Below are 13,434 nucleotides of genomic sequence, written 5' to 3'. Positions count from 1 at the left end.
TCAAGGTTGCATCAGACGCGCAGGACGACCGTCTCGACGATGGGACGACGATCCCAGATCTGCTGGCTGGCCTTTTTCAGCACGCGGGCCACGGCCTGTTCGATGACCATTTCGTCATCCAGCGCATCGCCTTTCAGGCCCTTGACCACCTGTTCGACGCGCTCGGCCAGCTTGTCCAGCGCATCACCGAGCGGCGTGGCGGTGTCGCCGGGCAGGCCGACGCTGCGGATGTCGATGTCGCTGGCGATGCGACCGCGCTTGTCCAGGGCGAAGCTGACGATCAGCACGCCGTTGGTCGAGGCGTGACGACGTTCCTTCAGAGCCTCACCCTGCTCGGTCACCAGCATGCCGCCGTCGACGTACAGGCGACCGTTCGGCACCTCGTCAATGATCTTGGCCGGGCCAGGGGCCAGGCGGACCATGTCGCCGTTGCGCGGCGTCACCGTTTCGGGAACGCCCATGTCCTTGGCCAGGTTGGCGTGTTCCAGCAGGAAGCGACGCACGCCATGGGTCGGCACCGCGATCTGCGGCCGTGCCCATTCGTACATCTGCTTCAGCTCGTCACGGCAGGGGTGGCCGGAGACGTGGATGCCGGGGTGATCCTTCTCGGTGTAGAGGCGCACGCCGCGGTCCGCGAGCCGGTCCTGCAGATTGCCGATCGCCAGTTCGTTGCCGGGGATCTGGCGCGACGAGAAGATGCAGTGGTCGCCCAGACCCAGTTTCACGACGGGATGCGTGCCGTCGGCGACGCGCGACAGGGCCGCCCTCGCCTCACCCTGGCTGCCGGTGCACAGATACAGGATTTCATCGGCGGGCCAGACGCGGGCCTCTTCGTCCGACAGGAAGGGCTTCACGTCCTTCAGCATGCCGACGTGTTTGGCCGCCGCCGTGATCCGGTGCATCGACCGGCCGGCCAAAGCCACGCGACGCCCGCAAGCCTCGGCCGCGCGGATCACACTGTCCATCCGGGCGACGTTGGAGGCGAAACAGCCAACCGCGACGCGCCCCTTCAGGCTAGCGATCAGCTTGGAGATGGCGACGGCGACATCGCCCTCGGACCCGGCGACGCCCGGCACGAAGACATTGGTCGAATCGCAGACCATGGCCAGCACGCCTTCGTCGCCCAGGGCGCGGATGACGGGGGCGTCGGTCTTGGTTCCGATCACCGGCTGGTCGTCGATCTTCCAGTCGCCGGTGTGGAACACCATGCCCAGCGGCGTATCGATGGCCAGGCCGCTGGGCTCGGCGATCGAGTGGGTCATGTTGACGAAGGTCACGCCGAACGTGCCGATATCGACGGTCCCGCCTAGCGGCACCTCGATCAGTTCAACCTCGTCCAAAATGCCGCGCTCGCGCAGCTTGTCGCGGATCAAATAGGCGGTGAAGGGCGTGGCGTAGATCGGCGCCTTGATGCGCGGCCACAGCCAGCCCAGGGCCCCGATGTGATCTTCGTGCGCGTGGGTCAGCACGATGCCCTTGATGGTCTCACCCTCCAGGAAGGTGGGATCGGGCACGATCACGTCCACGCCGGGCGTGGACAGGTCGCCGAAGGTGACGCCGACATCGACGATCAGCCATTCACGGTTCGCCTCTGGGCCGAAGCCATAGGCGTTCAGGTTCATACCGACCTCGTCCGAGCCGCCCAGCGGCAGGAAAACGAGTTCGTCTTGGGTTTGCTTTTTCATTCAATCAGTCAAATGGGCGTTACGACGCCAGATTTCGAGGAGGCCGCGAATAGTCAGGTCGGGATCGAAGTGATCGATGCTGTCGGTCGCGCCTTCGAACAGGCTGGCGACCCCGCCGGTGCCGACGACGGTCATGGGCTTGCCCCACTCCGCCTTGATGCGTCCGATCAGGCCTTCGATCAACGAGATATAGCCCCAGAAGACGCCGGACTGCATGGCCTCGACCGTGCCCTTGCCGATGACGTTCTCGGGTTTCTGGATGGCGATGCGCGGCAGTTTGGCCGCCGCTTCGTGCAGGGCCTGAAGCGACAGATTGATGCCGGGCGCGATAAGACCGCCCTCGAAGGCGCCGTCGCCCGACACGATGTCAAAGGTCGTAGCCGTGCCGCTGTCGATCAACAGAAGGTCGCCGGGATACGTCAGCGAGGCGCCCACAGCGTTCACAAGCCGATCGGCGCCAGCCTCGCTGGGCTTGGCGATCCGCACCTCGATGCCCAGTTCGGCGTTCTCGCCGATGACCAGGGGTTCGATGTTCAGATAGCGCCGCGCCAGGTTGCGCAGGTTGAAGATCGACTGCGGCACGACGCTGGAGATGATGCAGCCGCCGAGGGCGTCGAACTTGAGTCCCTTCATCACCATCAGCTGGTTCAGCCAGACGGCGTATTCGTCGGCCGTGCGACTGGCCTCGGTCGCGGCGCGCCATTGGGCGATCCAATCCGTGCCGTCGTGGACCGCGAACAGCGTATTGGTGTTGCCCTGCTCGATGGCGAGAAGCATCAGGCGGCTTTCCCGAAAAAGACATCGCCGGCGGAGATCAACCGCACCGAGCCGTCGGCAAGGCGCAGGCGCAGGGCGCCGTCCGCCTCCACGCCCTCGGCCAAACCTTCCAGCGTCTCATTGTCCAGACGCGCGACGCACGGTCCGTTCAGCCCGATCAGGCGGCTGGTCCAGGCGTCGAGCACGGGCTCGAAGCCCATCGTCTGCCAGCGCCCCCACCAGACGGCGAAAGTCTCGGCCAGGATTTCGGCGGCAGCTTCGATCGGCGGGACATAGGCCAGGTCGGCGCGCAGACGTTCGGCAACCGAGGTCGCCCCCCGCTCGGTGCCCTCGGGCGCATGGGCCAGATTCACGCCGATCCCGACCGCAAGCCAGAGGTCGCCGTTCGCGTGCCGGCCGGATTCGACCAGTATGCCCGACACCTTGACCCCGTCCAGCAGGACGTCGTTGGGCCATTTGATCGAAACGAGCGCAGGCGAGACGAAGACGTCCAGCAGATCCGCGACCGCCAGGGCGGCGATGAAGGTGGCCTGAGCCGCCTCCGCCGCTGACTTGGGCGTGGTGATCAGAAGGGTGGCGGCCAGATTGCCCTGATCGGTGTCCCACTTGCGACCCCGCCGACCGCGGCCGGCAGTCTGGCGGCGCGCCACGATCCAGCGCGGCCCCGCCTCTCCGGCCTCGGCGAGGCGGCGCGCCTCGGCGTTGGTCGAGTCGATCTCATCGAGGATGACCAGTGGGACGGGCGCCAACGCCCTACCCGTTCCCGAAGCCGGCGCTCGCAGCCTTGGTCAGCGGCTCCAGCCAGGTCAGACCGACGATCACCAAGGGGAAGGCGAAGGCGGCGCACGCCCAGCCGATCCACTTGGCCTCGACCGGCGCGGCGTCGGTGGCGATGTCGTCCACCGGCGCATCGAACCACATCAACTTCAAGATGCGCAGATAGTAGAAGGCGGCGACGACCGACGCGACCAGACCGGCGGCCGCGACGGGCCAAAGCCCTGCATCGGCGGCGGCGCCGAACACATAGTATTTGCCCCAGAAACCCGAGAACGGCGGCATGCCTAGGACCGACAACGACAGGATGGTCAGGGCCACGGCGGTCAGCGGACGATCCTTCTTCAATCCGGCCAGATCGGCGATGCGGCGGATCGGACGGCCCGACTTGGACAGGCTGAGCAGGATGGCGAAGAAGCCCAACTGGTCGATGACATACAGCGTCATGAACATCAGCATGGCCTGCAGGCCCTCGGCCGTGCCCGCCGCAATGCCCAGCAGGGCGTAACCGATGTTGGCGATCGAGGAATAGGCCAGCAGGCGCTGGATGTCCTTCTGCGCCAGGCCGCCAAAGGCGCCGACGACGAAGCTGATCAGCGAGATGGCGATCAGGACCTGCGACCACTGGGCGTGGGCGTCGCCGAAACCGTTTTCCAGCGCGCGGGCGATCAGCACCATGGCCGCGACCTTGGGCGCCGTGGCGAACAGGGCCACGACCGGCGTCGGCGCGCCCTCATAGACGTCGGGCGTCCACATGTGGAATGGCGCGGCCGAAACCTTGAACGCCAGGCCGCAGATCAGGAAGACCAGGCCGAAGACCAGGCCCGGGCCGGGATTGTCGGAGGCGACGGCGGCGATGTCCTCGAACCGCATCGAACCGGCGAAGCCGTAGATCAGGCTGGCGCCATACAGCAGCAGACCCGACGACAGGGCGCCCAGGACGAAATACTTCAGACCCGCTTCCGACGCCTTGACGTCATTGCGGTGGAAGGCGGCCAGCACATACAGGGCCAGCGAGTGCAGCTCAATCCCGACATACATGGAGATCAGGTCGCCCGAGGACGCCATCATCCCCATGCCGGCCGAGGCCAGCACGATCAGGACCGGATATTCGAACTTGGCGATGCGCGTACGCTTCATCCAGCCGTCGCCCAGCACGACCGCAACGGCGGCCGACAGATAGATCAGGCTCTTGGCGTAGATGGCCAGCGGATCGGCGACATAAGCGCCGTTGAAGGCGACGCCCCACGGTCCGACGATCGAGATGACCGATGCGGCGATCAGCAGCAGGACCGACAGAATCGAGACCAGACGGGCGCTTTTGTCGCCGATGAAGGCGCCGACCATCAGCAGGACCAGGGCGCCGACCGCGAGGGTGACTTCCGAGGCGGAGAGATGCAGGGCGGAGGATAGATCAGGCATCTGTAAGTCTCACCCGCCGATCGCGGCGCGATACGCGCTGGTTAGGGCCTCGACGGCAGGCCCGGTGTAATCGAGGACGGAGGCCGGATGGACCCCCAGCCAGATGGTGCCGACGATCAGGGGCACGAACAGCAGAAGTTCGCGCTTGTCGATGTCGGTGATGGTCTCAAGCTTCGGATTGGTGATCTCGCCGAACATGACCGCGCGGTACAGGGTCAAGGCATAGACCGCCGAGAAGATGACGCCCGAGGCCGCGACCAGCGCCGCCCAGGTCGAGGCGTTGTAGGCGCCGGTCATGGTCAGCACTTCGCCGATGAAACCCGAGGTGCCCGGCAGGCCGACGTTGGCCATCGTGAACATGAGGAAGATCGCGGCGTACCACGGCATCTTGGAGGTCAGGCCGCCGTAGAAGGCGATCTCGCGGGTGTGCATCCGGTCGTAGACGACGCCGACGCACAGGAACAAGGCGCCCGAGATTAGGCCGTGGCTGATCATCTGGAAGATGGCGCCCTGCATGCCGATGTCGTTGCCGGCGAAGATGCCCAGGGTCACAAAGCCCATGTGGGCCACCGACGAATAGGCGATCAGCTTCTTGATGTCCGTCTGACGCCAGGCGACCAGCGACGTATAGACGATGGCGATCACCGACAGGGTGAAGACCAGCGGCCGGAACATCTCCGACGCCATCGGGAACATCGGCACGTTGAACAGGATGAAGCCGTAGCCGCCCAGCTTCAGCAGAATGCCTGCCAGGATGACCGAACCAGCCGTCGGCGCCTGGACGTGGGCGTCGGGCAGCCAGGTGTGGACCGGCCACATCGGCATCTTGACCGCGAATGAGGCGAAGAAGGCCAGCCACAGGATCGGCTGGACGGCCGGATCGAAGGCGAAACGCTTCAGCTCGGGAATGCTGGTGGTGCCCGCCTCATGCGCCATCCACAGCATGGCCAGCAGCATCAGAACGGACCCCAGCAGGGTGTAGAGGAAGAACTTGTAGGCCGCATAGATGCGGTTCTGACCGCCCCAGATGCCGATGATCAGGAACATCGGAACCAGGGTGCCTTCGAAGAAGATGTAGAAGAGGAACAGGTCCAGCGAGGTGAACACCCCGATGACCAGCGTCTCCAGCACCAGGAAGGCGATCATATATTCGACGACGCGCGTCTCGACCGACTTCCAGCTGGCCAGGATGCAGATCGGCATCAGGAAGGCCGTCAGCAGCACGAACAGGATCGAGATCCCGTCGACACCCAGGTGATAGCTGGCGCCCGCGAACCACGGGACCATCTCCACGAACTGATAGTTGGTGTTGGCCGGATCGAAGCCGGCGACCAGCACGACCGACACCGCCAGGGTCACCAGGGTGGTGATCAAGGCGATCCAGCGCGCGGCCGGCGCGGTCGCATCGGCCGACTTTGACGTCAGCCGGGCGGCGACGATCGCCAGTGCCCCGACCAGGGGCAGGAATGTAACGAGGCTCAGGATGTAGGGCACGAGATCAGGCTCCCCACGCGAGGATGGCGAAGGTGAGCAGACCAGCCACCCCGAGCAGCATCACGAAGGCGTAGTGATAGACATAGCCGGACTGGATCTTGCCCAGTCGAGCGGCGGATTTCAGCGACACCCAGGCGGCGCCGTTCGGGCCCAGACCGTCGATGATCTTCACGTCGCAGATCTTCCAGAAGAAGTTCCCGATGGCGCGGAAGCCGCGCACGAAGACGAAGTCATACAGCTCGTCGAAATACCACTTGTTGTAGAGGAAGCGGTAGATGACGCCGTTCCGCTCGGCCATGCGACGGCCCATGCCCTCGCGAGCGACGTAGATCCAATAGGCGAAGGCGGTGCCGATCAGCGTCAGGATCAGCGGCGACCATTTCACCCAGGTCGGGACGTCGTGGCTTTCGTGCAGGACGTGGTTGTTCGCGCCGGTGAAGATCGCGCCGCGCCAGAACTCGCCCTCGTGGTGGCCGATGAAGTGCGGCGCGAAGACGAAGCCGGCCGCAACGGCGCCGACCGACAGCAGGATCAGCGGAACCAGCATGACCAGCGGGCTCTCATGCGGCTTCAGCGGGCCATGATGACCGTGATCGTCATGCGCATGATCGTCCTGATGATCGCCGACAGGCTCGGAGTGGGTTTCCAGCTGGGCGTGGGAAGCGTGGTCGTCAGCATGATGCGCGTCGCCCTCTTCCTTCCATACCGGCTTGTTGTGGAAGGTCATGAAGACCAGGCGCCACGAATAGTAGGCCGTCAGACCGGCGGCGATGATGCCGACGAAGAAGGCGAACAGGCCGATAGCCGAATGACCCGAGGCCGCCGAGGCATAGGCGCTCTCGATGATCGAATCCTTGGAGTAGAAGCCGGCGAAGCCGCCGACGCCGGGGATGCCCAGGCCGGTGATGGCGATGGTGCCGATGGTCATCACGGCATAGGTGACCGGCAGCAGCTTCCACAGGCCGCCCATCTTCCGCATGTCCTGCTCGTGGTGCATGCCGTGGATCACCGAGCCGGCGCCCAGGAACAGCAGGGCCTTGAAGAAGGCGTGCGTGAACAGGTGGAACATGGCCGCCTGATAGGCGCCGACGCCCGCCGCGAAGAACATATAGCCCAGCTGCGAACAGGTCGAATAGGCGATGACCCGCTTGATGTCGTTCTGGGTCAGGCCGACCGTGGCGGCGAACAGGGCCGTGATCGCGCCGATGATGGCGATGATCTGCGACGCGCCCGGCGCATACTCATAGATCGGGCTCAGCAGGCAGACCATATAGACGCCGGCGGTGACCATGGTCGCGGCGTGGATCAGCGCCGACACCGGGGTCGGGCCTTCCATCGCGTCCGGCAACCAGGTGTGCAGGAAGAACTGGGCCGACTTGCCCATGGCGCCGATGAACAGCAGGAAGCCGGCCAGATCCAGCGCGGACCACTGGACGCCCAGGAACTCCCACGTCGTGCCGGCCTTTGTGGCGATCAGCGGGAACAGCTCTGCGAAGTTGATGGTGCCGTACATCCAGAAGATCGTCATGATCCCCAGCACGAAACCGAAGTCGCCGACGCGGTTGACGACGAAGGCCTTGATGGCGGCGGCGCTGGCCGTCGGCTTCTTGAACCAGAAGCCGATCAGCAGATAGGACGCCAGGCCGACGCCTTCCCAGCCGAAGAAGATCTGCATGAAGTCGGCCGCCGTCACCAGCGCCAGCATCATGAAGGTGAACAGCGACAGATAGGCGAAGAAGCGCGGCCGGCTGTCGTCCTCGGCCATGTAGCCCCAGGAATACAGATGAACCAGCGAGGACACGCTGGTGACCACGATCAGCATGGTCGCCGACAGGGCGTCGATGCGGATCGACCAGGCCGACTGGAAGTCGCCGACGTTAATGAAGGGCGCCAGGCGGATGGTGAAGGGCTCCAGATGGCCCCAGGTCCACTGGCCGAACACCGTCCAGGCCACGGCGCACGAGAAGAACAGCAGGCCGGTCGTAACGGCCTGCGACGGGATGTTGCCGATCCGGCGTCCGAAGAAGCCGGCGATGGCCGCGCCCAGCAGCGGGGCGAAGATCCCGAGAATGACGAGGGTATGGAAGGTCACGCTCAGCCCTTCATCACGGAGGCGTCGTCCACGGCGATGTCGCCGCGGTTACGGAAGAAGGTCACCAGGATCGCCAGGCCGACGGCGGCCTCGGCCGCGGCGACGGTCAGGACGAACATCGCCATGATCTGCCCGCTGATCTCGTTCAGATAGGCCGAGAAGGCGACGAAGTTGATGTTCACGGCCAGCAGGATCAGCTCGATCGACATCAGGATGATGATGACGTTCTTGCGGTTCACGAAGATGCCGAACACCCCGATGGTGAACAGGATTGCAGCGACCGTCAGATAGTGGGTCAGACCGATCATCAGAGAAGCTCCTCGGCGCTGACGCCTTCGCCCGTGGCGGCGGACTTGATCTCGACCGACTTGCGACGGTCGCGGTTCACCTGGTCGCCGGGGTTCTGGCGTTTGATGTGCGGCTTGTGGCGCAGGGTCAGGGTGATGGCGCCGATCATCGCGATCAGCAGCACGATCCCGGCCGCTTGGAAGAAGTAGACATAGTCTGTGTAGAGCACGCGGCCGATGGCCTCGACATTGGTGACGCTAGCGTCCGGCGCGCCCGGCGCCGGCAGGCCCGCAGCGGCGCCGCCCTGAACCACGGCGACCGAGACGATGATCATCTCGACCAGCAGCACGGCGGCGATGATGGCGCCCAGCGGCAGATAGCGCGCGTAGCCTTCGCGCAGCTTCAGGAAGTCCACGTCCAGCATCATGACGACGAACAGGAACAGCACCGCGACCGCGCCCACATAGACGACGACCAGCAGCATCGCCAGGAACTCGGCGCCCAGCAGGACGAACAGACCCGCCGACGAGAAGAAGGCCAGGATCAACCACAGCACGCTGTGCACCGGGTTGCGCGCGGTCACGACCAGAAGGCCGGAAACCGTGGCGACCGCCGCCAGCAGATAGAAGGCTATGCCTTGCAGCATGTCGGGACGAAGCCCCTTTCGTATCGGCCGCGACCCCCTTTCAGGAATCGCCGACCCGTTTAGCGAGATGCGCCTTAGCGGTAAGGCGCGTCGAGTTCCAGATTCTTGGCGATCTGCCGTTCCCAGCGGTCGCCGTTATCGAGCAGGCGTTGCTTGTCGTAGAGCAGCTCTTCGCGCGTCTCGACGGCGAACTCCGAGTTCGGGCCTTCCACGATGGCGTCCACCGGGCAGGCCTCCTGGCACAGGCCGCAGTAGATGCATTTGACCATGTCGATGTCGTATCGGGTCGTGCGGCGGCTGCCGTCCGCGCGCGGCTCGGCCTCGATGGTGATGGCCTGGGCCGGGCAGATGGCCTCGCACAGCTTGCAGGCGATGCAGCGTTCCTCGCCATTGGCATAGCGGCGCAGGGCATGCTCGCCCCGGAAACGCGGCGACTGCGGATTGCGCTCGAACGGATAGTTCACCGTCATCTTGGGACGGGCCATATATTTCAGCGACAGACCGATGGCGCCGATGACGTCCAGCATCATCGCGCCCTTGGTCGCCTGGACGATACGGGTGAACATCAGGGCTTATCCTTGGGGGCGGGCGTCGTCTGGGGTGCGGTCTGGCTGGCGCGCCAGTCCTGTTCGATGCGGTCTTGGCGTTGCTGCCATTGATAGCTCGACTCGGGCATGCGCGACGGGTCGGGCGCGCAGGCGGCGGTCATCGCCACAAGACCGAGGCCGATGATAGGGCCGCGCATCACGACCCCACCACGAAGACACGCCAAGCGGAAACGATCACGACCGCGACCAGCGACGTCGGCAGGAAGATCTTCCAGCCCAGACGCATCAGTTGGTCGTAGCGATAGCGCGGCACGAAGGCCTTCACCATCGAGATCATGATGAACCAGAAGACCGTCTTGGCCATGAAGGTCAGCAGATAGATCGTGTAGGCGATCCAGGCCGGCAGCCCATCCATCCAGGCCTGCGGCACGCCGGGGTTCCAGCCGCCGAAGAACAGCAGGCTGATCATCGCCGACATGAAGACGATGTTGACGTACTCGCCCATCATGAACAGCAGATACGGCGTCGAGCTGTATTCGACCTGATAACCGGCGACCAGTTCAGACTCGGCCTCGGGCAGGTCGAACGGCGGGCGGTTGGTTTCGGCCAGGGCCGAGATGAAGAAGATGATCGACATCGGGAACAGGATCACCACCAGCGGCCAGGTGTCGGCGCCGCCGCCGAAGCCGTACCAGTTCCAGAACATGCCCTTCTGGCTGTCGACGATCGCCGACAGGTTCATGGTGCCGGCCAGCAGGATCACATTGATGATGATCAGGCCCAGCGAGACTTCATAGGACACCATCTGCGCCGCCGAACGCAGCGAGCCCAGGAACGGATACTTCGAGTTGGAAGCCCAACCGCCCATGATGATGCCGTAAACGCCCAGCGACGACACGGCGAAGATATACAGGATGCCGACGTTCAGGTCCGAAACCACCCAGCCGGGGGCGAACGGAATGACCGCCCAGGCCATGAAGGCCAGGATGACGGTGATGATCGGGGCGATGATGAAGACCGCCTTGTCCGCGCCGGCCGGGATCACGACCTCCTTCAGCACGAACTTGATCATGTCGGCGAAGGATTGAAGCAGGCCGAAGGGACCGACGACGTTCGGGCCCTTGCGCATCTGCACCCCAGCCCAGACCTTGCGGTCGGCCAGCAGCAGGAAAGCGACGGCGATCAGCACGCCGACCGTGATCAGCAGGACCTGGCCGACCGTGATCAGCGTCCAGCCCAGAGGCGTGGCCCAGAAGGAAACGGGGTCCATGGCTTACTCCGCCGCCATTGCGACCGGCCGGGTCCGCAGGGCGGACAGCTCGGCCATCGTCGCGCTGGCGCGCGCTATCGGATTGGAAAGATACGGGTCGGTCACGACCGAGACGAAGGCGCGGTCGCCCAGATCACCCTTGGCGCCCAGGGCCGCCACGTCGAACGTCGCCGGCGCGGGCAGATAATCGATCCGGCCGAAGGTCGGATGATCGCCCATCAGCTTGGCGCGCAGTTGCTCCAGCGTGTCGTAAGGCAGGGTCTGATCGACGCGCGCCGACAGGGCGCGGATGATGGCCCAGTCTTCCTTGGCCTCGCCCTTGGGGAAGACGGCGCGTTCGGCCATCTGCACCCGGCCCTCGGTGTTGACGTACAGGCCGGACTTCTCGGTATAGGCCGCGCCCGGCAGGATGACGTCGGCGCCGTGCGCGCCGCGGTCGCCATGGCTGCCCAGATAGACGCGGAAGGCGTTCGAACCGGTCGGATCGACCTCGTCGGCGCCCAGCAGGAACAGCACGTCCAGCGCATCCGGCTTCAGCATTTCGGCGACGGTCAGGCCGCCCTCAGCCGGCACGAAGCCCATGTCCAGACCAGCGACGCGCGACGCGGCGTGGTGCAGCACGTTGAAGCCGTTCCAGCCTTCAGCGACGACGCCGACCTTCTTGGCCAGGGCGCCGAGCGCGTTCAGGACGGCCGGACCGCCCTCCCCGCCCAGCGCGCCGGAGCCGACGATGATCGCCGGACGCTCGGCCTTGGTCAGGAAGTCCAGCGCCGACTTCGGCAGCTTGGCCAGGGTCTGCGTGCCTGCGCCCAGATAGGCGTAGTCGAACGTCAGGTCCGCCTGTTCGCCGATCAGACCGATCTCCATGTCGCCCTTCAGCCAGGCCTTGCGCAGGCGGGCGTTGAGCAGCGGCGCCTCGGTGCGCGGATTGGCGCCGACGATCAGAACGGCGTCAGCCTTTTCAATGCCTTCCAGGCCGGAGTTGAACAGCCATCCCTCACGTGGACCATACCCAACGGCGGCGCCGTCCTGGCGGCAGTCGGTGTTGTTGGAGCCGAGCGCGCGGAACAGATCCAGCGTCGCCTTCATCGACTCGGCGTCCTGCAGATCGCCGGCGATCACGCCGATACGGTCGGCCGGCGCGGCCTTCAGCTTGGCGGCGACGGCGTCCAGCGCCTCGTTCCACGAGGCGGCGCGCAGCTTGCCGTTCTCACGGATCCACGGACGGTCCAGACGACGCGCGGTCAGGCCGTCGACGACGTAGCGGCTCTTGTCCGACAGCCACTCCTCGTTGATGCCCTCATTGACGCGCGGCAGCACGCGCATGACTTCAGATCCGCGATAGTCGGCGCGGATGTTCGAGCCCAGGGCGTCCATGACGTCGATGGTCTCGGTCTTCTTCAGTTCCCACGGACGATAGTGGTACTGCCACGGACGGTGCGTCAGGGCGCCGACCGGGCACAGGTCGTTGACGTTGCCCGACAGTTCCGAGGCGACCGACTTCTCCAGATAGGTCGTGATCTCGGCGTCCTCGCCGCGCGAGATCATGCCGATGTCCGGCACGCCGGCGACTTCGGTGATGAAGCGGACGCAACGCGTGCACTGGATGCAGCGCGTCATGAAGGTCTTGATGGTCGGACCCATCGCCTTTTCTTCGACCGCGCGCTTGTTCTCCGAGTAGCGCGAGCCGTCGCGGCCATAGCCGACCGACTGGTCCTGCAGGTCGCACTCACCGCCCTGGTCGCAGATCGGGCAATCCAGCGGGTGGTTGATGAGCAGGAACTCCATCACCCCTTCGCGAGCCTTCTTGACCATCGGCGTGTCAGTGAAGATTTCCTGACCGTCGGCGGCCGGAAGCGCGCACGAAGCCTGCGGCTTCGGCGGTCCAGGCTTCACTTCAACCAGGCACATGCGGCAGTTGCCGGCGATGGACAGGCGCTCGTGATAGCAGAAGCGCGGAATCTCTTGTCCGGCGCGTTCGGCGACCTGGAGCACGGTCATGCCGGGCTCGAACTCGGTTTCGACGCCGTTGACCTTGGCGATAGGCATCAGCGGGCCTCTTGCTTGGCGGCGGGAGCCGCCATTTGTACATCCACGGACATCGGCTGACCGTCGCGGAACAGGCCCGCGCCGTCGGCTTCCGCCCGGCATTCGAATTCCAGCCTGCCGCCATCGACCGGCGCGCGCCACGACACCTGGGCCGTGCGTTCGCCGGTGGCGGTGAAGGCGACGGCGTCGCCTTCCTGGCCATACATGCGGTTCACCACGTCGCGGCAGGCCGCTTCGAGGTTCGCCGGAGCTGCCGCCATCGCGACAGGCGCCACCTCAGCAGGAGCCGCCGTCGCGGGCGCGGTCGACGCTTCAGGCGCAGCCTTTTCCCCCTCGCCGCAAGCGGCGAGGCTCGGAAGCGTCAGCAACAGGGCGACGGCGAGGCGCAT

General features: G+C 65.3%; 13 protein-coding genes. All 13 read right to left on the bottom strand.

All coding sequences use genetic code 11. From position 1 onward, the window contains the following. Positions 1-11: 11 nt before the first annotated feature. The gene (locus tag KAK88_RS09355; RefSeq protein ID WP_039247415.1) at positions 12-1,685 is read right to left on the bottom strand and encodes a ribonuclease J; all 1,674 of its coding nucleotides are present in this window, start codon (positions 1,683-1,685) and stop codon (positions 12-14) included. Next, positions 1,686-2,465, bottom strand: coding sequence for a type III pantothenate kinase (locus tag KAK88_RS09350; protein ID WP_199061854.1), 780 nt, complete (start codon positions 2,463-2,465; stop codon positions 1,686-1,688). Then, the gene (locus KAK88_RS09345; RefSeq protein ID WP_242076441.1) at positions 2,462-3,211 is read right to left on the bottom strand and encodes a biotin--[acetyl-CoA-carboxylase] ligase; all 750 of its coding nucleotides are present in this window, start codon (positions 3,209-3,211) and stop codon (positions 2,462-2,464) included. The genes KAK88_RS09350 and KAK88_RS09345 overlap by 4 nt, the downstream gene beginning before the upstream one ends. A 4-nt stretch (positions 3,212-3,215) precedes the next feature. Further along, complete coding sequence (gene nuoN, locus KAK88_RS09340) at positions 3,216-4,658, bottom strand: NADH-quinone oxidoreductase subunit NuoN (RefSeq protein ID WP_242076440.1); 1,443 nt, start codon at positions 4,656-4,658, stop codon at positions 3,216-3,218. A 9-nt stretch (positions 4,659-4,667) separates the two neighbouring features. Then, positions 4,668-6,152 (bottom strand): NADH-quinone oxidoreductase subunit M, encoded by a 1,485-nt coding sequence (locus KAK88_RS09335; protein ID WP_242076439.1) that lies wholly within the window; start codon positions 6,150-6,152, stop codon positions 4,668-4,670. 4 nt (positions 6,153-6,156) lie between these two features. Beyond that, a complete protein-coding gene (gene nuoL, locus KAK88_RS09330; protein ID WP_242076438.1) occupies positions 6,157-8,244 on the bottom strand; it encodes an NADH-quinone oxidoreductase subunit L in 2,088 nt (695 codons plus the stop codon). Positions 8,245-8,246: 2 nt separating this feature from the next. After that, positions 8,247-8,552 carry an NADH-quinone oxidoreductase subunit NuoK gene (gene nuoK / locus KAK88_RS09325; RefSeq protein ID WP_039247409.1) on the bottom strand — a complete coding sequence of 102 codons (306 nt, stop codon included), beginning with the start codon at positions 8,550-8,552 and terminating at the stop codon, positions 8,247-8,249. Beyond that, the gene (locus KAK88_RS09320) at positions 8,552-9,178 is read right to left on the bottom strand and encodes an NADH-quinone oxidoreductase subunit J (protein ID WP_017503986.1); all 627 of its coding nucleotides are present in this window, start codon (positions 9,176-9,178) and stop codon (positions 8,552-8,554) included. The genes nuoK and KAK88_RS09320 overlap by 1 nt, the downstream gene beginning before the upstream one ends. 74 nt (positions 9,179-9,252) lie before the next feature. Next, complete coding sequence (nuoI, locus tag KAK88_RS09315; protein ID WP_017503987.1) at positions 9,253-9,744, bottom strand: NADH-quinone oxidoreductase subunit NuoI; 492 nt, start codon at positions 9,742-9,744, stop codon at positions 9,253-9,255. After that, positions 9,744-9,923 carry a hypothetical protein gene (locus tag KAK88_RS09310; RefSeq protein ID WP_242076437.1) on the bottom strand — a complete coding sequence of 60 codons (180 nt, stop codon included), beginning with the start codon at positions 9,921-9,923 and terminating at the stop codon, positions 9,744-9,746. Before KAK88_RS09310 ends, nuoI begins: the two co-directional genes overlap by 1 nt. Next, positions 9,923-10,996: an NADH-quinone oxidoreductase subunit NuoH gene (gene nuoH, locus KAK88_RS09305; protein WP_039247406.1), complete on the bottom strand. Its 1,074-nt coding sequence runs from the start codon at positions 10,994-10,996 to the stop codon at positions 9,923-9,925. Before nuoH ends, KAK88_RS09310 begins: the two co-directional genes overlap by 1 nt. Before the next feature lie 3 nt (positions 10,997-10,999). After that, positions 11,000-13,045 (bottom strand): NADH-quinone oxidoreductase subunit NuoG, encoded by a 2,046-nt coding sequence (gene nuoG / locus KAK88_RS09300; protein WP_242076436.1) that lies wholly within the window; start codon positions 13,043-13,045, stop codon positions 11,000-11,002. Further along, positions 13,045-13,434 carry a hypothetical protein gene (locus tag KAK88_RS09295; protein ID WP_242076435.1) on the bottom strand — a complete coding sequence of 130 codons (390 nt, stop codon included), beginning with the start codon at positions 13,432-13,434 and terminating at the stop codon, positions 13,045-13,047. Before KAK88_RS09295 ends, nuoG begins: the two co-directional genes overlap by 1 nt.

This window comes from Brevundimonas diminuta, assembly GCF_022654015.1.
Lineage (GTDB): Bacteria > Pseudomonadota > Alphaproteobacteria > Caulobacterales > Caulobacteraceae > Brevundimonas > Brevundimonas diminuta_C.
Note: the sequence above shows the minus strand (reverse complement) of the source record. Positions and strands in the feature narration are given on the sequence as shown.